Origin of the sequence: Kribbella sp. NBC_01245 (assembly GCF_036226525.1) — a bacterium.
Taxonomy (GTDB): Bacteria; Actinomycetota; Actinomycetes; order Propionibacteriales; family Kribbellaceae; genus Kribbella.
The window spans coordinates 2,151,865-2,173,116 of the sequence record NZ_CP108487.1 but is presented as its reverse complement, the minus strand read 5'-3'; the positions used below and the strand labels follow the sequence as shown (position 1 = coordinate 2,173,116).

At 67.8% G+C, this 21,252-nt stretch carries 16 protein-coding genes and 1 riboswitch; of the genes, 11 read left to right on the top strand and 5 right to left on the bottom strand.

Annotation, left to right across the window (positions count from 1 at the left end):
- The first annotated feature begins 13 nt into the window (after positions 1-13).
- Positions 14-985 (top strand): DUF3500 domain-containing protein, encoded by a 972-nt coding sequence (locus OG394_RS09610; RefSeq protein WP_328994742.1) that lies wholly within the window; start codon positions 14-16, stop codon positions 983-985.
- Here the strand turns inward: OG394_RS09610 and OG394_RS09605 are convergent.
- Positions 955-3,261: a family 20 glycosylhydrolase gene (locus tag OG394_RS09605; RefSeq protein WP_328994741.1), complete on the bottom strand. Its 2,307-nt coding sequence runs from the start codon at positions 3,259-3,261 to the stop codon at positions 955-957. The two genes, OG394_RS09610 and OG394_RS09605, sit on opposite strands and share 31 nt — an antisense overlap.
- A 111-nt stretch (positions 3,262-3,372) precedes the next feature.
- Positions 3,373-3,503: riboswitch (cobalamin riboswitch) on the top strand.
- A gap of 35 nt (positions 3,504-3,538) precedes the next feature.
- On the opposite strand from OG394_RS09605, the gene cobN reads away from it, so the two are divergent.
- Both cobN and OG394_RS09595 read left to right on the top strand, forming a co-directional pair.
- Complete coding sequence (gene cobN, locus OG394_RS09600) at positions 3,539-7,264, top strand: cobaltochelatase subunit CobN (RefSeq protein WP_328994740.1); 3,726 nt, start codon at positions 3,539-3,541, stop codon at positions 7,262-7,264.
- Positions 7,265-7,274: 10 nt separating this feature from the next.
- A complete protein-coding gene (locus OG394_RS09595) occupies positions 7,275-8,132 on the top strand; it encodes an aminoglycoside phosphotransferase family protein (protein ID WP_328994739.1) in 858 nt (285 codons plus the stop codon).
- On the opposite strand, the gene OG394_RS09590 is transcribed toward OG394_RS09595, so the two are convergent.
- From OG394_RS09590 to OG394_RS09575, 4 genes are all read right to left on the bottom strand, one after another.
- Positions 8,129-8,989 (bottom strand): alpha/beta fold hydrolase, encoded by an 861-nt coding sequence (locus tag OG394_RS09590; RefSeq protein WP_328994738.1) that lies wholly within the window; start codon positions 8,987-8,989, stop codon positions 8,129-8,131. The genes OG394_RS09595 and OG394_RS09590 overlap by 4 nt on opposite strands.
- Before the next feature lie 71 nt (positions 8,990-9,060).
- Complete coding sequence (locus OG394_RS09585; RefSeq protein ID WP_328994737.1) at positions 9,061-10,698, bottom strand: response regulator transcription factor; 1,638 nt, start codon at positions 10,696-10,698, stop codon at positions 9,061-9,063.
- Between the two features lie 91 nt (positions 10,699-10,789).
- Entirely contained in the window at positions 10,790-11,221 is a 432-nt protein-coding gene (locus tag OG394_RS09580) for a hypothetical protein (RefSeq protein ID WP_328994736.1), read from the bottom strand.
- Between the two features lie 177 nt (positions 11,222-11,398).
- On the bottom strand, positions 11,399-11,899 hold the full coding sequence (locus OG394_RS09575) for a hypothetical protein (protein WP_328994735.1): 501 nt from the start codon (positions 11,897-11,899) through the stop codon (positions 11,399-11,401).
- Between the two features lie 336 nt (positions 11,900-12,235).
- Here OG394_RS09575 and OG394_RS09570 point away from each other — a divergent pair, with 336 nt between their 5' ends.
- From OG394_RS09570 to OG394_RS09535, 8 genes are all read left to right on the top strand, one after another.
- Positions 12,236-14,242 (top strand): putative cobaltochelatase, encoded by a 2,007-nt coding sequence (locus OG394_RS09570; RefSeq protein ID WP_328994734.1) that lies wholly within the window; start codon positions 12,236-12,238, stop codon positions 14,240-14,242.
- Complete coding sequence (gene cobO, locus OG394_RS09565; RefSeq protein WP_328994733.1) at positions 14,242-14,856, top strand: cob(I)yrinic acid a,c-diamide adenosyltransferase; 615 nt, start codon at positions 14,242-14,244, stop codon at positions 14,854-14,856. The genes OG394_RS09570 and cobO overlap by 1 nt, the downstream gene beginning before the upstream one ends.
- On the top strand, positions 14,853-16,193 hold the full coding sequence (locus OG394_RS09560) for a cobyrinate a,c-diamide synthase (protein ID WP_328994732.1): 1,341 nt from the start codon (positions 14,853-14,855) through the stop codon (positions 16,191-16,193). The genes cobO and OG394_RS09560 overlap by 4 nt, the downstream gene beginning before the upstream one ends.
- Positions 16,190-17,581 (top strand): 5,6-dimethylbenzimidazole synthase, encoded by a 1,392-nt coding sequence (gene bluB, locus OG394_RS09555; RefSeq protein WP_328994731.1) that lies wholly within the window; start codon positions 16,190-16,192, stop codon positions 17,579-17,581. Before OG394_RS09560 ends, bluB begins: the two co-directional genes overlap by 4 nt.
- A gap of 13 nt (positions 17,582-17,594) precedes the next feature.
- Complete coding sequence (locus tag OG394_RS09550; protein WP_328994728.1) at positions 17,595-18,191, top strand: hypothetical protein; 597 nt, start codon at positions 17,595-17,597, stop codon at positions 18,189-18,191.
- 145 nt (positions 18,192-18,336) lie between these two features.
- The gene (locus OG394_RS09545; protein ID WP_328994727.1) at positions 18,337-19,455 is read left to right on the top strand and encodes a LolA family protein; all 1,119 of its coding nucleotides are present in this window, start codon (positions 18,337-18,339) and stop codon (positions 19,453-19,455) included.
- Positions 19,456-19,467: 12 nt separating this feature from the next.
- Positions 19,468-20,406 carry an ABC transporter ATP-binding protein gene (locus OG394_RS09540; protein ID WP_328994726.1) on the top strand — a complete coding sequence of 313 codons (939 nt, stop codon included), beginning with the start codon at positions 19,468-19,470 and terminating at the stop codon, positions 20,404-20,406.
- Complete coding sequence (locus OG394_RS09535) at positions 20,393-21,250, top strand: ABC transporter permease (protein WP_328994725.1); 858 nt, start codon at positions 20,393-20,395, stop codon at positions 21,248-21,250. The genes OG394_RS09540 and OG394_RS09535 overlap by 14 nt, the downstream gene beginning before the upstream one ends.
- The last annotated feature ends 2 nt before the right edge of the window (positions 21,251-21,252 follow it).

Genomic DNA, 21,252 nt, shown 5'->3' with positions numbered 1-21,252 from the left:
CGGGAGGTTTGGGATGAGGGACAGTCTGCGGGAGGCCGCGCTGGCGTTGCTGGCGGCACTCGAGCCGGCGCAGGTCGAGACGATCCGTGCGCCGTTCGACACCGACGACAGACTCGAGTGGACGTATCTTCCGGGCGCGCGACCCGGGCTGACGCTGGGGGAGATGAGCGTCGGTCAGCGGGCGCTCGCGATGCGGCTGGTCGAGCTCGCGTCGAGCGCGCGCGGCCTGGCCGACGCGTGCGGGGTGATGGCCGCGGAGGCCATCCGGCGGAACCTGCCGCAGGCTGTCCCTGGTTCGACCATCGATCCGTACGACGATCAGCGCTACTTCCTGCGCATCCTCGGCGATCCGTCAGACGGCCCGTGGGCGTGGCGGATCAACGGGCACCACCTCGCGGTGCACCAGACGATCACCGACGACGGGGTGTCGATCACGCCGCACTTCTTCGGTTCGGAGCCGGCCACGATCCTGGACGGGCCGCACACCGGCCGGCGTTTTCTCGCGCCGGAGGAGTGGCTCGCGCGCGACCTGCTCTCCGCCCTCGAACCAGGCCAGCGAGAGCTCGCGATCGTGTCCTCGGTGGCGCCGCGCGACATCCTCACCCGGTACGATCCGGTCGCCGATCCGGGCCTGCTGCACAAGGGTTTGGCGTACGGCAACCTCGAGGCGGATCAGCGCGAGCTGTTCACCCGGTTGGTCGACCAGTACGTCGGCCGCGCGGCCGAGCCGATCGCCCAGCGCGCGTGGCACGACATCACCGAGGCCGGCGTCGAGCGGCTGACCTTCGCCTGGGCGGGCAGCCCGAAACCAGGCGAAGGTCATTACTACTCGATCGCGGGACCGACGTTCCTGCTGGAGTACGACAACACCCAGGACGACGCCAACCACATCCACTCGGTCTGGCGCGACCTCCGCAACGACTGGGGCCACGACCTCCTAGCGCGGCACTACGCTCAGGGCGTTCCGAACAGCCATAGCTCGTAGAGGGAGTAGCCCCACGTCGTCGCCCGCTTGCCGCCTTGCATCCGGACGAACTTGACCGGATCCGGCGCCTGCAGTGTGACCGTGTCGTCCTTGCACGTCGACGTACCGACCGTGGCCGCGTCAGTCCAGGTGGTCCCGTCATTCGACACCTGGATCTTGTACGACGACGCGCACGCCGACTCCCAGAACAGCCGCGCCGACGAGACCCGGGCCGGTTGGGCAAGCTCGAGCTGGAGCCATTCGGCATCGGTATAACCGGACGCCCAACGCGTCGTCAGGTCGCCGTCGTTCACGTGCCGGGCGGCCAGTCGGTCGAGCCCAGCCTCGACGGATGACGCGCTGGCCGTCGCCGTGAAGGACAGGTGTTGGGTGCCTTCCGGCGCGGGTGGCACGGTCCGGACGGACGTCTGGTTCCTGGCCCGCAGTTCGATCCCGCGGTGTGACGCGGTCACCTGCAGTACGGCGGGCGCGCTGGCGCTCGGCGCGGTCCGAGCGGCGCTGAGCCGCCAACTCCACACCGCCGATTCGCCCGGGTCCAGATCGCCATCGGAGACGGCCAACGGAGTCGCGCTCACTCCTTCAGCGGTGAGCGAAAGCGCCGGCTGCACGCGGGTCAGCGTCGAGCCGCTGCGGTTGGTCACGGTCGCCGACAAGGTGGTCGACTCACCCGCCGCGAGTGGTGCCACGCTGCCGATCGTCACGCCGAGCCGAGGATCACCGGCCGCCGGCAACGTGGTCCCGATCATCTCCGGCCCGGGACCAACGCCGATCGCGGATACCCGCTTCATGAACGCCTCGTGGGACAACCCGGCTTCGACGCCACGCCACATCTTCTGCGCGAGTACGCCGAAGGTCGGTTCGACGAGACCGTGTACGTCCAGCTCGTCGTAGTCGGCATTCACGAGGTCGTTCCAGACCGCCGACATCGCGCCACGCAACAACGGCTCGTCGGGGCTGACGGTCTGGCCGCCGGCGAATACGTGCGGCTGCCAGTTGTCGAACAGCCAGCGGCCGTCCAGTCCGCGACCGTGGTAGTAGTTCGCGAACGGCACGATGTAGAGCAGCGCGTCGTTCGTGTTGATCAGCGGATAGCCGTCGGCCACGGCCGCCTTCGGGCCGTACCAGCCGTTGTTCCACGAGTTGATCGTCACGTCGCGGTCGTAGCCGTCGGCGCTACCCGCCATCACCGAGAAGCTGCCCCACGCCGACGCGGTCTTGCCGAGACCACGAACGTGCGCGGTGATGTCGTTGAAGTAGTTGCGGTACTCCGGCTCGTACTCGCGGGGGTACTCGTCAGCGCCGACGTGTACCGCCGGCCCTTTGAACCAAGGCGTGAACTCGTCGAAGACCTCTTTCATAAACTGCGTCGTGGCCGGCTTGGTGAGATCGAGGTGGTCGGAGTTGCCGCCGTTCAGCCCGAGCGACGGGTCGAACTTGATGAACGCGCGCGCGTGCGCCGGCGCATCGATCTCCGGCACGATCGTCACGTGGTGATCCGCCGCCACCGACTCCAGCCGGTTCCAGTCGCTGCGGGTGAAGGCGCCATCCGCGGCGGCAAGGCCCTTGAACCGCGGATTGTCCGACGCCAGCCGGAACGCAGACTGCGCCTTCGACCAGTCGCCACCCGGCGCGGTGATCTCGTTGTCGTTCAGGTGGATCTGGAAGGTGTTGAGCTTGAACCAGCTCATGTAGCGCACGTAATCGCGGATGTACTTCTGGTCGAACCACCGGCGCCCGACGTCGAGCATGAACCCGCGCACGGCGTAGTTCGGCCAGTCGACCGCACTACCGACCGGCACCGACGCCTCGCCCGGGCTCTCCCGCACCAGCATCTGGAGCAGACTGCGTGTCGCCCAAAAGGCGCCGGTCGACGTACGACTGGTGATCCTCACGCCGTACGTCGTATCGAGTCGGTATCCCTCCTTCTTGGCGACGGGGGTGGGCCCGACCTCGGCCGTGGGGTCGACGCGGAGGGCGATATCGCGTCGTCCGGGGTTCGCGTCGATGGCGATCGGCGCGGTCCAGCCGGTGATCTCCCGCAGGTCGTCGCGGAGTTGCTCGGCCACGCCGCGCAGCGCCACCGCGTCAGCCGGGCGAACGGTCACCCGCACGTCGGCTCGGAGGATCAGCCGGCCGGTGCCGCCCGTCCATTGCTGCAAGGCGGGCACGACCGGCGGCGCCGCATTCGGGGGAGCCGCCGTGGCGGCCGGCGGAGGAGCCGCGAGACCACCGGCCGCTAGCAGGACTGCGATGAACAGACGGGCGGGACGATTCATCAAGGCTCCTTTAGTAAACAGCGAATGCCTGAAGCTGATCATTAGAGCTCACAACGCGCAGTTTCGCGCTTTCGTGGAGTGTTGAGCACGACGTCCCCGAGGTCAAGGCCTCAAGTGCGGGTCCGCTAGAGTTCGGGGGTCATCGACGGCCATGCAGGAACCCGGTGCGAGTCCGGGACGGTCCCGCCACTGTGACCCCGAACCTGGGGGAGTCAGGAACTGCCGCCGTCGGATCAGCCCACCCGGGGCGCGGACACCCCGAGGAAGGACGCCGGCCATGCCTTCGGTCACCCCTGAGCTTCTGCTGCTTTCCACCGCGGATACCGATCTGCTCGCGGCGTCCCAGGCGGGAGTGGGCTGGCGTGTTGCCAACCCGGCCCGCGTGGAGCTTGACTCGCTGTCCACCCTGCTTGACGGCATCGAGGTCGTAGTGGTCCGCCTTTTGGGCGGTCGCCGCGCCTGGGAGGAGGGCCTCGATGCCGTCATCTCCTCGGGTATTCCCACCGTCGTACTGAGCGGTGAGGCCGCTCCCGACGCCGAGCTGATGTCGATGTCGACCGTGCCTGCCGGTGCGGTGACCGAGGCGCTCGCCTACTTGCGCGAAGGCGGTTCGGCCAACCTGGCGAACCTCGCCGCGTTCTTGCGCGACACGTTGCTGCTCACCGGTGACACGTTCGAGCCGCCGCAGACGCTGCCGACGTACGGCGTGCGCGAGGGGCGTTCATTGGTCAGCGACGGGCGTCCCGTGATCGGCGTCGTGTACTACCGTGCCCACGAGATCAGCGGCAACACCGCCTTCGTGGACGCCCTGGCCGACGCGATCGAGGCCGCCGGTGCGCAGGCGCTGCCGATCTACTGCGGCACCTTGCGCGGGCTCGACCCGTCCTCCGATGAGAACGCCGAGCTGTTCGGTCTGCTGAGCCGTTGCGACACCCTGGTCACCACCTTGCTCGCCGCGGGCGGAACGGTCGCGGCCGACGCGAGCGCGGGTGGCGCCGACGACGCGTGGGACGCGGGTGCGCTGGCCTCGCTGGACATCCCGTTGATCCAGGGCCTCGCGCTGACCTCGACGCGCGAGGTGTGGGAGGCGAGCGACGCGGCGATCACTCCGCTGGACGCCGCCACGCAGGTCGCGATTCCGGAGTTCGACGGCCGCCTGATCAGCATCCCGTTCTCCTTCAAGGCGTACGACTCCGAGGGTGTCGCGTCGTACGCGCCGGACCTGGAGCGATGCGCGCGCCTCGCCGGGATCGCCGTCGCGCAGGCGCGGCTGCGGCACGTCGAGCCGAAGGACAAGAAGCTCGCGCTCGTGCTCTCGTCGTACCCGACCAAGCACGCCCGGATCGGCAACGCGGTCGGCCTCGACACGCCTGCCAGCGCCGTCGTACTGCTGGGGCAGTTGCAGGAAGCCGGGTATGACCTCGGCAATCTGGATCTCGCGTCGTTGCAGGGGAGTGATGGCGCGGACGGGCTGATCCACCGGCTGATCGCGGCGGGTGGGCATGACGTCGATTGGCTGACCGACGAGCAGCTCGCGAACGCGGTCGCGAAGGTGCCGCTTTCGACGTACGCGAAGTGGTTCGGTGCGGTGCCTTTGTCGTTGCGGGAGGCAATGACCGAGGCGTGGGGTGAGGCGCCGGGTGAGTTGTACGTCGATAACTCCGGGACGGAGCCGGCGATTGCCCTTGCGGCGTTGAGGTTTGGCAACGTCGTCCTGATGATCCAGCCGCCCAGGGGGTTCGGGGAGAATCCGGTCGCGATCTACCACGATCCGGAGATGGCGCCTTCGCATCACTACCTGGCGGCTTATCGCTGGCTCGAGAATTCGCCTTCTGACGGTGGTTTTGGCGCGCATGCGGTCGTGCATCTCGGCAAGCACGGAACGCTGGAATGGCTGCCAGGCAAGGGAATTGGCATGGCGGCGGACTGCGCGCCGGACGCCGTACTGGGAAATCTGCCGCTGGTCTACCCGTTCATCGTGAACGACCCGGGTGAGGGTACGCAGGCCAAGCGCCGCGGGCACGCCGTCATCGTCGACCACCTGGTACCGCCGATGGCGCGCGCCGAGACGTACGGCGATATGGCGAAGCTGGAGTACCTGCTGGACGAATACGCGACCGTGCAGGCGCTCGACCCGGACAAGGTGCCGACGTTGCGCGCCCAGATCTGGACGCTGATCCAGGCCGCGCAACTGCATCACGACCTGCACACCGAGGCGAAGCCCGGGGACGACGAGTTCGACGAGTTCGTGTTGCACCTGGACGGGTATCTGTGCGAGATCAAGGACGTCCAGATTCGCGACGGGCTGCACATCCTCGGTGGTGGGCCGGAGGGCGAGGCGCGGGTCAATCTGGTCTTGGCGATTTTGCGCGCGAACCAGATGTGGGGTGGGCGTTCGGGCGCCGTCCGGGGTCTGCGTGCGGCGCTGGGCGACACTTTTGGCGTGGACGAGGCGGCGTTGCTGGCGAACCCGGGCCTTCGCGTGGAGTCGCTGGAAGCCCTTGCTGCGTTGACGGATCTGCCCGCGGTCTCGGCGGCGGATGGCGTTGATCTGCTGGAGTCTGTCGCGCGGAAACTGGTCGTGGCGATGGAGACGTTGAGCTGGTCTGCGGACAAGGTGCCGGTGGTTGTTGCCGAGGTCATCGGTTTGCAGTCCGAAGGGGTCGAGGCCTCGCTGCGGTTCGCCGCGGAGGAGGTCGTGCCGCGGTTGGCTCGCACTGGGGACGAGCTGACGAACGTACTGCGTGCCTTGTCTGGGCGCTTTGTCGAGGCCGGTCCGTCCGGTTCGCCGACGCGTGGTCTGGTGAACGTGTTGCCGACCGGGCGGAACTTCTACGCCGTTGATCCGAAGGCCATTCCGAGCCGGAACGCGTGGGACGTCGGTGTCGCGCTGGCCGATTCGCTGCTCAACCGGCACAAGGCTGAGACGGGCTCGTGGCCGCGGTCCGTGGGCTTGACCATCTGGGGTACGTCGGCCATGCGGACGCAGGGTGATGACCTTGCCGAGGTGCTTTGGCTGCTCGGCTGCCGCCCGGTTTGGGACGAGGCTTCCCGTCGGGTGAGCGGGTTTGAGGTCGTTGGTTTGGAAGAGCTCGGGCGGCCGCGGGTGGACGTGACGATCCGCATCTCCGGGTTCTTCCGGGACGCTTTCCCGCATGTCGTTTCCCTTTTGGACGAAGCCGTTCGGACGGTCGCCGCACTCGATGAAGGTGCCGACGACAACTACCTGAAGGCACACGTCGACGCGGATGTTGCTGATGGCAACGAGTTGCGAGCGGCAACGGCTCGGGTGTTCGGGTCCAAGCCGGGGTCGTACGGCGCTGGGCTGTTGCCGTTGGTGGACGCGCGAAACTGGCGTACGGATGCCGAATTGGCCGAGGTGTACGCCGTCTGGGGTGGGTACGCGTACGGCAAGGACCTCGACGGTGCCGAGGCGCGTCCGTCGATGGAGCGGGCGTATGCGCGGATCCAGGTGGCGGCCAAGAACGCCGACACCCGCGAGCACGACATCATGGACTCGGACGACTACTTCCAGTACCACGGCGGCATGGTCGCGATGGTGCGTCACCTCACCGGTTCCAACCCGAAGGCGTACATCGGCGACTCGGCCGTGCCGTCTGCCGTTAAGACGCGGACGCTGGAGGAGGAGACGAAGCGGGTCTTCCGGGCGCGAGTGGTGAACCCGCGCTGGATGTCGGCGATGCAGCGCCACGGCTACAAGGGTGCCTTCGAGATGGCCGCAACGGTCGACTACCTCTTCGGGTACGACGCGACCGCGGGCGTGGTGGACGACTGGATGTACGAAACCCTCACCACCGAGTACGTCGCCAACGAGGAAATGGCCGAGTTCTTCCGCAAGTCCAACCCCTGGGCCCGCCACGGCATCGCCGAACGCCTCCTCGAAGCCGCCCAACGAGGCCTCTGGTCCGACCCCACCCCCGAAGCCCTCGCCACCCTCCGCACCGCCCTCCTGGAAACCGAAGGCGACCTAGAAGACCGTTAAAGTGCCGCGCGTGCCTCTCGTTGAACGCGCTGCCGGCCTGCTGGGGCTCGACGCGTCGGATGCTGTCGAGCTGGCGGGGTCCGCATCAGGTGCGGGCGTCTATCGCGTGCGCTTCGAAGGCGGCGACGCCGTACTCAAGGTGACCGACGCGGGCGAGGGACAACTGGACGCTAGGCGCGAACTCGCCTTCTACCAGTCTCTCGCCAACAAGGTTCCTGTCATCACGCCGACGTTGTTGCGTTATGCCGACGGCGCCGAGCACACGGCATTGCTGCTGTCGGCCCATTCGCCTCCGGTACCGGCGGCTGAGTGGGATCGGGAGGCGTGGCTGGAGATTGCCAGGCAACTGGCCGAGTTGCACTCGATGGCGGTGCCCAGCGGGGATCCCTGGATCCAGGGGCGACCTGATGCTCCGTCTATGGGCCTGGCTGAGGCGTATTGGTCTGCGACGGAGGCGGCCGGCTGCCTTCTGGAGCCCGACGCTCTTGCTGAAGCTGTCCGTGCCATGCCGGACAGCTTCATCCATGGCGACTGCCACGTCGGCAACCTCCTGCGGGACGGCGATCGGATCGTGTGGGCCGACTGGCAGGTGGCGAAAGTCGGTAGTCCGGCAGGCGATCTGGCGCTTCTGTGGTCTCGCGGGGGCGTCGACGGTGCTGACCTGCCGTACGACGCGATGCTGCGTGAGTACGCCACCCGCCGCGGCCTGGAGTTGGCGCCCCTACGCCGTGCGGTGATCGCGGCCGAGCTCGCCCTTCTCCTCTTCGCCTGGCCCCATTTTGCCGCCTACCGCACCGAGTCCGACCGCACCCACTTGACCCACCGCCTTCTCGACCTCACCGCCAGTTGGCAGGCGTCCGACCGCTAGGCCGCGTGCTTGGTCAGCCAGGGCAGTACGGCGTTGGCCAGTTGGTCGGCATCCTCGACGTGGGCGAAGTGGCTGGCGCCTTCTAGGAGGACGTAGTCGGCGCCGGGGATTGTGTCGACCAGGGCGTGGGCCCATTCGACGGGGACCGGGTCCAGCTCTGAATGGACGAGCAGCGCGGGGCATTGGATGGCGGCGAATTTCCGCATTGGGTCGAGTGCGCCGAGCGATCCGATCATGCGTTCGGGCGCGGCTTGCACGTTGGCCGCGGTGATCTCGGTGAACCCGAGGGTGACCGTCTCGATGGTGGCGCGGTCGCGGAAGAACGGGGCGAACGTGTTGAGCTGATGGCGCTCCAGGGTTTCCGGGTCACGCGCTTGGAACAGCGGCGACTCCTCGATGGTCTTCCTGGCCGCGTTGTCAGCAGGCGTACGGCGGGAGGCCATCTCCTGCTGGAACGCCTGGAACAACGCGGGGATGAGTGGTGGGGCGGCGTTGAGCAGGACGACCGACGAGGTGGACTCGGGATGCGTACCGGCGTACATCGCGGCTAGGAGCGCACCGGCGGAGTGGCCGACCAGGTTGACGCGGTCGATGCCGAGCGCGGCGCGGAGTTCGTCCAGGTCGTCGATGGCTCCGGCGAACGAGACCTTGTGGGAGTCGCCCAGCGGGGTACCGCCGCTGCCGCGCTGGTCGTAGTAGATCAGCTGGAACGCGTCGGCCCATTGGTCGAGGTCACGCATGTATCGCGCGCCGAGGCCGACCGCGCCGTGTACGACGATCAGCGGGGTGCCTTCGCCGACCACAGAGCACGCGAGCTCGGTGTCGCTTACCGGGATGGATGTGGTTGTCGCCTTCATGGCTGCCTCCTTCATCGGGTGGATGAGATGAGGCTGCGCCTATGACGATCTGGAAGGATCGGGGAAACCCCCTATTCGGTGCCCCTCGCCCTCGCGGCTGCTTCGGTTCGGGTCTTCACGCCGAGCTTGCGCAGGATCGCGCCGACGTGGTGCTCGACGGTCTTGGCGCTCAGGAAGAGGCGGGTGCCGATCTCCCGGTTGGTGAGCCCCTGCGAGAGCAGGGCCAGTACCTCCTGCTCCCGTTCGGTCAACAGGCCGACGTCCTTCGGTCCGGTCCGGCCGCGGACGCCGAGCTCGCGCAGCAGTGCCGCGGCGCGATCGGACTCGTTGCGCGCCCCAAGCCGCTCGAACGCCTTGAGCGCGGACCGGGCCTCGACCACCGCGAGAACCCCTTCCCGGCTCCGCAACGCCATTGCGAGCTCGAGCCGGGTACGCGCCTCCTCGTACGGCATGCGCAACCGGCCGAACATCTCCGCACCACGCTCCAGAAGCCCGATCGCCTCCGAGTCCTCCGCGTTGAGCGCGACGCGGCCGGCCGCTGCGGTGGCGACGGCGGTGACGCGTGCATTGCCCGTTTGCGCGGCGAGGCTCTCCAACTCCGCAGCCGTCGTACGAGCGCCTTCGTTGTTGCCGTCGGCAAGTTGAGCCTCGACAAGCTGAGCGAGCAGCGGCACCGCGAGCAGTCCGAATCGGCTGATGAGCGACAGTTGCCGATCGAGCAGTACGACAGCCGCGGCCGCCTCACCACGAGCGAGCCGAATCGCGGCGTCGGCACGAACAGCCGTCGGCGATCCGCCGTACCCCACGAGCGCTTCCTCGGCCTCCTCGATCCGCCCCTGCGAGATCCGCAGCTGGGAAAGCCGTACGGCGGGATCAACGCAACGGGATCGCTGGCCGCTACTGGCCAGCTCGGCAAGCGCGTGCACTAGCTCAGCCTCGGTCTCACCGGACCTCAGCAGGTCCGCCTCACAGGTCGGGCAGAAGGTGAGGAGAGGAAGTTCGTTGTGATGGTGGACGTATCCCTCCACGACCTTGCTCCACTGGCGAACGCGGTCGTCATCGCCGGCGAGATCGCACGCCAGCACCAGGCTGCAGCAGGTACGCGCCACTGCCTCGAAGGTGGCCGCATCCTCCCCAGTCGCCGCGGCCATGGCCTGGTCAAGGTGCCCCAGCCCTTCATCGACCTGCCCCAGCGTGATCCGAGCCAGGCCCAGCCGGGACAGCGCGGAAAGCTCAAGATCCGGATCGCCCAGCCGCCGAGCCAACCCCAGCGCCGCCTCGGCATGACCAGCCGCAACCGCAGGATCCAAACACCGCTCCGCCTTGGCCAAGTCGAGATACCCCCGCTCGGCCACGTCGACCTGATCCGCCACGAGATGCTCAGCCCGGGCGAGCCACCCCTCGGCCGCGGGCTCGTTCCCCTGCACAGCCGAGTACTCATGCACCAGCCACAACGCAACGCGCACCGCACGCGCAACCTCACCCGCACGACGGAACAGCCCGTACGCGCGAACCCGCGCGTCAATCGCCTCACCTGGCCGGTCCAACCACCACAGCGCCCGAGCCAGCCCGTCCAACCCTTCGGCCGACGTCTCTTGCTCTAGCGCAGCCTCAAACCTCACGCAGGCCCGCTCCCAAGCCCCCTCAGCCAGCGCCAACTCACCCGCCGCCACCAACTCCCGCGCGGCCGGCCCCGATCCCAACTCCACCCCACCCACGCTTGCATAGTGACACCCCAACCCCCAGCCGTCACGATTTCGAAGCGCACAGCGCACTCCTCCTCATCGCCAGGCGGCAAGTTCAGGCGCGGAGACGGTAGTCGCGGTGGGAGGAGGCGGAAGCGGCGTCCACCCACTGCAGCTCCCAGCTATCGCTGTTGACGTTGAACTCGCGGTCCACACCGACCCAACGGCCCGACATCGCCTTGCCCGTCGAGTCGATGACGAGCTGGATGGCACCGTGATATTCCCGACCGCGGTAGTAACCGGTCGGGCTGGTTCGTTCAGACCAGGTGCCTGTTGCCGTCGTACCACGAACCGTGAGGTCCAGCTTCAGTATTGAGTCGTTGACTGCCGGTACGTTCTCACCGATGAGGCGCGTGCCGTGCTGCTTGAACACCACGTAGTGCTCGCAGAAGTGTTCCTCGTTGCGACTCGAGGATTCGTAGCGATAGCGCGAGTGCCATATTCCGGCGAAGTCGAGACCTGTCGGCTCAGGCAGGGAATCGCCCACAGCTCCGCATGCTGTTGCTTCCCGAGCGGACTGGACGTTTTTCGGCCACGAAAACGTCCAGTCCGCTCGGGAAGATGCGCGTGCGGCCTTCGATGCGCATGCAGTCGTCGGCTCGGCGCTGATGGGCGAGTCGACGGTCTGCGGGCACCGCGCGCCGGATCGATTCCTGTGAGGGGCTCAGTCGTGGTCGGGGGTGCGTTGGGCTTTGAGGACTTCCTCTAGCCAGTGGGCGAGGGCTGGGATGTTTTTGACTGCCATTCGGTCGACGGTGAGGTCCTTGGCCCAAGGGTCTTTCGGGACGATCGGGAGGACCTGCTGGGCGAAGCCGCCGCGGATCAGGCCGCTTGCTCCCACCTCGCTCCAGGGGAGGAAGCGCTTGCGCCCGACGCGGATGCCTTGGTGGTCGACCGTGAACATCGGGTAGCGGGTGATCAGTCGCCAGACGTACCACCCGGTCACGGCGATGGCAGTCGCGACGAGCAGCCAGACGGTCACGAGCCTCACCCCGCCGGCCTCCAACGAGCCGCCAAGCGTAGGCAGTTGCGTTGCGACGAGGACTAGCCAGAGCAGAGCCACGCTCAACAGCGCCGCGCGAGGCCGGAGAGTGAAGACCACCTGGCCGGTGCGGCGCAGCTCGTCCGACCACGCGTCTGGTGACGCCTCACCCATGTGAACCACGTGGACCTCCTGGTCTTGCCGGTACGGCTCGGCCAACTGTAAGCGGCGACCGGGCGAGGGCGGATTGCGACGAATGAACGCAAGGGGGAGAGGGTGTGACGGAAGTGGCATCGGGGCTGGGGTGGGGGTGTGGGAGGATCGCGGGGACGGTTGGGGAGGAACACCGGTGACTGGCTGAGGCTGGGAGTCCGGGGCGGTCCCGCCACTGTGACCGGCGCCAACGGGTGCTGGAAGCCAGGACATCTCCTGCCGTCCGCGTACCCGGGCGACCCCTGGGTGTGTGGACCAGTGCCGCTGCGGGCGTGGACACCCGCTGGACGAAGGGAACTGCCGCCGATGCGGTCTGCTCAGCCTGGCTCGACTCCAACCGCCGCTTCGACGGGTTTCCCGTTCACGGCCGTCGTCGGGATGGACGACTTGCAGCTCGCGCTCATCCTGGCCGCGGTGTCGCCGGCGATCGGTGGCGTGCTGATCCGGGGCGAGAAGGGTACGGCCAAGTCCACCGCCGTGCGCGCGCTCACCGAGATCCTGCCGGCCGTCGACGTCGTACGCGGCTGCCGCTTCTCCTGCGATCCCGGCCGCCCTGACGCGGGTTGTCCCGACGCGCCGCACTTAGACGCAGACGCGACGACCCGCCCGGCCAGGCTGGTCGAGTTGCCGGTCGGCGCCACCGAGGACCGCGTGCTCGGATCGTTGCACCTCGAGCGGGCGCTTTCCGAGGGCGTGACGGTCTACGAGCCCGGCCTGCTCGCGGCAGCGCACCGGGGCCTTCTGTATGTCGATGAGGTCAACCTGCTGCACGACCACTTGGTCGACGTACTGCTCGATGCCGCCGCGATGGGCCGGGCCACGGTCGAGCGGGATGGCGTGTCCGTGACGCACCCGGCGCGGTTCGTACTCGTCGGCACGATGAACCCCGAAGAGGGCGAGCTCCGTCCCCAACTGCTCGACCGGTTCGGCCTGACCGTTGACGTGATGGCCAGCCGCGATCCCGCCGTACGGGTCGAGGTGATGCGGGCGCGCTTGGCGTACGAGGCGGATCCGATGGGTTTCGCCGAGCGGTACGACGCGGCGCAGCGCGAGCTCGCCGAGCGGATCGTGAAGGCCCAGAGTTTGCTGCCTGACGTCATTCTCACGGATCCCGCGCTGAGGCAGATCGCGGAGATCTGCGCGTCGTTCGACGTGGACGGGATGCGGGCCGATCTGGTCACGGCGCGTACGGCGATCGCGCATGCCGCGTGGTGCGGGCGCAACGTGGTCGAGGTGGAGGACGTACGCGCCGCGGCGAAGCTGGCTCTGCCGCACCGCAAGCGGCGTAACCCGTTCGACCCGCCGGGCCTTGACGACGAGCAGCTCGAGCAGGCGATCAACGACAGCACGCCGCCGGACGATGATCCCGAGCCGGATGGGCCGGACGATGGTGGTGGCGGGCCGCAGCCCGATGACGTTAGTGGTCCGGATGACCAAGCCCCGGAGCAGCCGGAGCAGGGCCAACCGCAGGCAGGGCAGGCGCCGAGTGGGCAGGTCGACGGCGCGGGCGAACCGTTCAAGGCGCGTCTGCTGAGTGTGCAGGCCGCCGGCCGGGGTGTGTCCGGGCGGCGCTCGCGGGCGTTGACCGAGGTCGGCCGCGTGGTCGGGGATCGGGCCCGCGTCGGTCGCGAACCGGGTCGCCCGCACCTCCTCGGCACCATCCGAAGCGCTGCGCCGCACCAGCATTCGCGCGGCCGGTCCGGCCCGGGTCTCGCCGTACGGCCCACCGACGTACGACTCGCTGTCCGGGAAGGGCGCGAGGGCAACCTGGTCCTCTTCTGCGTGGACGCGTCCGGCTCGATGGGCACGAAGAAGCGGATGACCGAGGTGAAGACGGCCATCGTGTCGTTGCTGATGGACGCGTACCAGCGCCGGGACACGGTCGGACTCGTCACGTTCGCCGGTTTGGGAGCCACGGTCGCTCTGCCGCCGACCGGCAGCGTCGAGACCGCCGTACGTCGGCTGGAGTCGCTTCCCACGGGAGGCCGTACGCCGCTCGCGGAGGGGTTGCTCCAAGCCGCGGAGGTGTTGCGGATCGCGGCCATTCGCGATCCGCGCCGCAGGCCGTTGCTGGTGCTGGTCACCGACGGCCGGGCGACGGCCGGGACGGACGCGTTCGCGAAGGCGCGCCAGGCCGCGGGATGGCTTGCGGACAAGGGCATCGCGGCCGTCGTGGTGGATTGCGAACCGCGCCGTGGGGTGCGACTCGGCCTCGCCGGTGAGCTCGCGACCGATCTGCGTGCGGAGTATCTGGATCTCGGAGAAGTTGCTGCGGGCAACCTTGTTCGCACTGTCACGGAAAGGGCCGCCTGATGCCGAAGGGACAGCCCAGCGTCGTACCGCAGGACGGTCTGACCACCCGGCAGCGCCGCAATCGGCCGTTGCTGATGGTGCACACCGGTGAGATGAAGGGCAAATCCACCGCCGCCTTCGGGATGGCGCTGCGCGGCTGGAACCAGGGCTGGAACATCGGCGTCTTCCAGTTCGTCAAGAGCGCGAAGTGGAAGGTCGGCGAGGAAGAGGCCTTCAAGGCGCTCGGGTCGTTGCATGAGGCAACAGGTCAGGGCGGTCCGGTCGAGTGGCACAAGATGGGCGAGGGCTGGAGCTGGTCGCGCAAGGCCGGTTCCGAGGAGGACCACGCCGCCGACGCGCTCGAGGGCTGGCGCGAGATCCAGCGCCGGATGGCGGCGGAGACGCATGACCTCTACGTGCTGGACGAGTTCACCTACCCGATGAAGTGGGGCTGGGTGGACGTCGACGAGGTGGTCGCCACGCTCGCCGATCGGCCCGGACATCAATACGTCGTGATCACCGGGCGCAATGCCGATCAGCGCTTGCTCGACGCAGCCGACCTGGTCACCGAGATGACGAAGGTCAAACACCCGATGGACGCGGGCCAGAAGGGTCAGCGGGGGATCGAGTGGTGATTCCACGCCTGGTCGTGGCCGCGCCTTCGTCCGGCGCGGGCAAGACCACGGTCGCGGTCGGGCTGATGGCGGCGCTGCGTCAGGCCGGGCACACCGTTGCCGGGTTCAAGGTCGGACCGGACTACATCGACCCGGGCTTCCACGCTGTGGCAACGGGTCGGCCCGGGCGGAACCTGGACCCGATGCTGTCGGGTGAGGAGCGCGTGGCGCCGCTCTTCGCGCACGGGTGCGCGGGGGCGGATATCGCTGTGGTGGAAGGCGTGATGGGCCTGTACGACGGTGCTCTTGGTACTGAGGGCTATTCGTCTACTGCGCACGTCTCGAAGTTGCTGCAGGCGCCGATCGTATTGGTCGTTGACGCCTCTGCGGCGGGCCGAAGCGTTGGTGCGGTCGTGGCGGGGTTTGTCGCCTTCGACACCGGTGTACGGATCGTCGGGGTGATTCTGAACAAGGTCGGGTCTGACCGACATGAGGCCGAGGTGCGAGCTGGCGTGGCTCCTACGGGTATTCCCGTGCTCGGGGTACTTCGGCGCGACACGAGGGTCACTGTGCCTTCCCGGCATCTCGGGTTGGTTCCGGCGGACGAGCAGCGCGGTCAGGCATTAGCGGCCGTTGAGGCGGCTGCGGCCTTGGTACGGGACGGGGTCGATCTAGAGGCTTTTGTCGCGGCTGCCCGGGCTGCGATGCCACTGGAGACCACTGTCTGGGATGCGGCGTCTGAGGTCTCTTGCGACCCAGAAGCTGTCCGGCCGGTTATCGCGATGGCGGGCGGCCCTGTCTTTTCGTTCCGCTATACCGAGACTGCGGAGTTGCTGACGGCTGCAGGTGCCTCCGTTGTCTCGTTCGACCCGCTGGTCGACTCGTTGCCTGAGGGAACTGCGGGCCTCTATCTCGGTGGTGGTTTTCCTGAGATGCATGCGGAGGCCCTCTCGGCCAATGTCCCTCTACGCCAGGAGGTGGCGGTACTAGTCGGCCGCGGCCTGCCAGTCGTCGCAGAATGTGCTGGCCTCTTGTACCTCTGCAAGTCTTTGGACGGACACGAGATGACTGGGGTTCTACCAGCCGTTGCTGAGATGACGGGCCGCCTGACCCTCGGGTACCGAACTGCCGTGGCTGCGACGACCAGTGCTTGGTACGACGAGGGGCGACGCGTCCGCGGGCATGAGTTCCACCGGACGACTGTGACGGCCTCGGCGGGTTCGTCCGCGTGGTACCTGCCGGACGGGCCTGAGGGCTTTGCGACCACCAACCTGCACGCGTCGTACTTGCACGTGCACTGGACTGCCACCCCCGACGTACCGGCTCGCTTCGTCGCAGCAGCGGCAGCGTTCGCATGACGGTCGTACTGGGCGTTGGTCTGCGCAGTGGCACGCCGTACGACGAATTGCGTGCTCTGGTTGACTCCGCGTTGGCTTCCCTGGAGGTGGCCACGGTCGGCCAGATCGTGACGGTCGATACGAAGGTCGACGAGCCGGCATTGTTGCTTTTGGCGGCTGAGCTGGGTGTGCCGGTCACTAGCTCGCCTGCTTCCGTGTTGGCTGTGCAAGATGTCCCCACGCCTAGTGCGTCGGTAGAGCGGCTTGCGGGATCACCGAGTGTTGCCGAGGCTGCAGTGGTGTTGGCAGGCGCCGTGTTGGTAGTGCCGAAGCGTCGGTCGGCAAACGCGACCGTTGCGGTTGGACGTCTGGTGGCATCGCCTTATCCGCCGGGGGAGCGGGACGTGGTGCACCGCGTACTGGCCGAGCGGCGGGACATCCGGCGTGGTTTCGTCGATACGCCCATCGCGGACGACGTACTGACTCGTGTGCTGGCCTCGGCCCACCGAGCGCCCAGTGTCGGGTTGAGCCAGCCGTGGGACTTCCTGCTGATCAAGGACGTTTCAACCCGGCGGAAGATCTACGACCTGGCGATGGCTCAGCGGGACGCCTTTGCGGCCTCACTGCCCGAGGACCGCCGGAACGCGTTTGACGGGCTCAAGATCGAGGCGATTCTTGATACCCCGTTGAACATCGCAGTGACGTGTGACCCCGGCCGTGGCGGGCGGCACGTGCTCGGACGGCATGCTGATCCTCGAACGACCTGGTTCTCCGCCGCGATCGCCGTACAGAACCTCTGGCTCGCAGCACGGGCTGAAGGCCTAGGCGTCGGCTGGGTCTCGTTCTTCGAACCAGGCGAGGTTTCGGCCGTGCTGGATCTTCCCGGGCATGTGGAGCTCGTCGGGTATCTCTGTGTGGGACACGTGACGTCATTCCCGGAGACGCCCGAGCTGGTGCAGTCCGGCTGGGCCTCCCGGCGGCCGTTGTCCTGGTCGGTCCACCACGACACGTGGGGCCAGCGAGGTCTACCGGGCGCTGCGGCATCCTCCATCACCGAGGACGCCCGCATGGCGCCTGAGGTGATTCCGGGCGGCGTACAGCTTGTGGAGATCGTAGTGACTGGTAATCCCGACACTGCGGCGTTGCGGAGGCCAGAGGCTCTAGTGGTTTCCGTGGACACGGTGACGCCTGTCGAGCACTTCGGGATCGCGTGGCGGCCCGCGCGTTCGGTGGACGAAGCCGTCGAGCACGGGGTCGAGCTGGTACGGGATCTCGGTCTGCAAGGCGTGGGACGGATTGACGTGTCGTTCGTCGACGAGTCGGCCGTGGCGGCGGGGTTGGTGCGCGGTTTGGAGCTGGGCGGACGTGCTTGCGGGGTGGCAGTGGTCAAGGGTGAGCCAGGACTCTGAGAAACTCCTCGGCATGACGGCACCGATGTATGTCCCAGGCTTCTTCATGAAGCAGCGCATCACCATGATGGTGAACCAGTACGAACTGCTCGCCGCGAACCCCGACGGCAGCGACGGGCAGGTGCTCGCATTCGCCCAGCAGAAGCGGATGGCGCTGAAGGAGCAGGTGACCTTTTATACCGACCAGAGCAAGAGCCAGGCCGTCTTCTCCTTCAAGGCCCGCAAGAAGATCGACCTCGGCGCCGGCTACGACGTGTTCGACGCCAATGGGCAGCCGATCGGCTGGTTCAAGAAGGACTTCGGCAAGAGCCTGCTGCGGTCGAGCTGGCACCTGACCGCGCCGGGCCTCGAGGCCTTCGGCACCGAGCGCAACCACAAGGTCGCCGTGATCCGCCGGGTTTGGCAGTTCATCCCGATCGTCGGCGAGATTCCGCTGCCGTTCATCTTCCACTTCGACTTCACCGACAACGCCAGCGGCCAGCCGGTGATGTCGGTCGAGCGCAAGAGGTCGATCCGCGACCGCTACACCGTGCACGTGCCCGATCAGCGGCTCGACTTCCGGGTGGCGGCAGCGATGACGGTGGCGCTCGACGCGCTCCAGAGCCGCTGATTCTTCAGTTTGTACGACCTGGGTCGTAGCCGCGTACGACTTCTGCGGTACGTCGTCGGCCGGGCCAGTCACCCATTTGGGGGAACTAACCCTGATCGGGCCGGTAAACCTTGGTTCCGGCCCGTCCCGGTGCGAGTCTTGACGCATGGGTGGAACGCGGAGTAATCGACGTTGGTTGGCGCCGGTCACGGCGATCGCGGTCGTGGCCGGTGGTGCCGTGCTGGTGCCGGTTGTCGCGGATGCGTCACCGGACCTGCCGGATATCACCGCACAACAGCTCCTGACGAACGTCCAGGGCGCGAAGGTCGACGGCCTGTCCGGGGTGGTGCGTTCGAGCACCGACCTCGGTCTGCCCGCGATTCCCGGTCTGGTCGGCAGCCAGGCGCTGGACCTCATCACCGGGGACCACACCGCCCGGATCGCGCTGGCCGCGCCGGACAAGGCCCGTGCCGCGGTGCTCGACAACATGGCCGAGCGCGTCTTCACGACCGACGGCAAGACCGCCTGGGCGTATGACTCGCGCAGTCGCGAGGCCACCAAGCTGACGCTGCCCGCCGGCCGTGCCCATGACAAGGACCCGGGTAAGGAACTGGGCAAGGCCTACGACCCGACCGCGGTGGCGAAGCAGTTCCTGGACGCCGTCGACCCGTCGACCGAGGTCACGGTGACGGGGACGGAGTCGGTCGCCGGCCGCGACGCGTATGTGCTGCGTCTGACGCCGCGTACGGATCAGACCACGGTCGGTTCGGTGACGCTCGCGGTGGATGCCAAGGAGTGGGTGCCGCTGCAGGTGAAGGTATTGCCGCGGGCCGGGGGAGACCCGGCAGTCGAACTGGGCTTCACCGAGGTGTCGTTCGAGGTGCCGCCGGCGAGCACGTTCACCTTCACGCCGCCGAAGGGCACGAAGGTCAACGAGGAGAAGCTGCCCGCGCTGACTGACAAACCTGGCCGTGGCGAGAAGCCTCACAAGTCTGAGAAGCCCGTGAAGCCGGGTGTGCCGGACAAGCTGGGCAAGGCTGGGGATCGGCCGACGGTGGTTGGCGAGGGCTGGAGTTCGGTGGTCGTGCTCAAGGGCGCATCCGCTGACACGGCGTCACTGCAACCGCTGCTGGCGAACGCCCGGACGCTGCAGGGCAGCTGGGGTAGTGGCAAGGTTCTGACCACCCGGATGGTGAGCGCACTGTTCACCGACGACGGCCGGATCATCGTCGGGCTGGTGCCGCCGGAGGTCCTCGAGTCGGCCGCCGCCAAAGCGCCGCGCTGATCGGACCGGCCGATGACCGATACGGCCCCGGTGATCACCCGGGGTCTGAGCAAGCGGTTCCGAAGCGGGCAGCTGGCCGTTGACTCGGTCGATCTGGAGGTGCCGGCGGGTTCGGTCTTCGGATTCCTCGGGCCGAACGGCTCGGGCAAGACCACCACGATCCGGATGCTGCTCGGCCTGATCGCGCCGACGTCGGGCTCGGTGGAGTTGCTCGGGCAGCCGATGCCGAAGGCGCAGCTGTCGGTCTTGCCGCGGGTTGGGGCGCTCGTTGAGGGGCCGGCGTTCTACCCGTTCTGGAGTGGCCAGGCGAACCTGATGCGCTTCGACGCCGCCGACCGGACGTCCGACCCACGGACCCGCAAGGCCAGGGCCGGCGAGGCGTTGGAGCGGGTCGGGCTGTCGGTGGCCGCGGGGAAGAAGGTCAGGGCCTATTCGCTCGGGATGAAGCAGCGCCTCGGTATCGCGGTCGCGCTGATGCAACGACGCGATCTCCTTGTGCTCGACGAGCCGACCAACGGCCTTGATCCGCAGGGCACCCGCGAGGTTCGCCATTTGATCCGCGAGTTGGCCAGTGACGGGATCACGGTCTTCACGTCGACTCACCTGCTGGCCGAGGTGGAGCAGGTTTGCACTCACGCGGCCGTGATGAGCCGGGGCAAGTTGTTGCGCCAGTCGCCGATGGCCGAGCTGCGTTCGGAGCTGCGCCCGCGATTGGTGGTTCGTACGCCGGACCTTGGTACGGCGGCGGAGACGCTGACCGGGTTGGGTGTGACGGATTTGCGCCGGCTGGACGAGACGGTCGACGGCGATCCCGGCGAGCTGCCGATCGACAAACTCGCCGCGGCGCTGGTCGCGGCCGACGTCCGGATCCATGGCTTCGGGCTGGAGCGGCCGAGTCTCGAAGACGCGTTCGTGGCGCTGACGGGGGAGGGCTTCGATGTCGCAGAGTGAAGCAGTGACGCTCGCTCCGCGCAGCGTGTCCGTGGGGCGGGGGCTTGGACTGTTCGGGTCGGAGTTGCGCCTGGTGTTCGGCCGGGCGCGGACCTGGGTGCTGCTCGCCGGGCTCGCCGTCGTCCCGATCCTGATCGGGGTCGCGGTGCGAATCGCCGGTTCGTCCGGTGATGCCGAGGGATTCCTCGGTGACATCACGGAGAACGGGCTGTTCCTGGTTGTCGCGAGCCTCGGTCTGTCCCTGCCGTTCTTCCTGCCGACGGCGATCACCGTCGTCTCGGGTGAATCGCTCGCGGGCGAAGCCAGCCTCGGCACGTTGCGCAACATGATCACCGCGCCGGCCGGGCGTTCCCGACTGCTCGCGGCGAAGCTGGTGGCGCTGGTGGTCTTCGCGTTCGCCGCGACGATGACGATCTGGATCTCCGGGTTGATCGTTGGCGCGATCTTGTTCCCGCTGGGCGATGTCGTGCTGATCTCTGGTTCGACCGTGCCGCTGGCCGACGGCATCCTGCGCGCTCTGGGTATCGCCGTGCTCGTCGCCGCATCACTGCTCGGATTGGCCGGAATCGGGCTGTTCGTATCCTCGATGACGTCGACCCCACTGGCTGCGATGGCCGCGACGTTCATCAGTTTCATCGTGCTCGGCATTCTCGGCGCGATACCTCAGCTCGACGTGATCCACCCGTGGCTGCCGACGTACGGCTGGATGTCGTTCGCCGACTTGCTGCGCGACCCGCCGTACTGGGACGCCATCGTCCGCAATCTCGGCCTCCAAGCGGCGTACCTGACCGTCTTCTACGCTGCCGCTTGGGCCCGCCTGACCACCCGCGACATCTCCGGCTGACC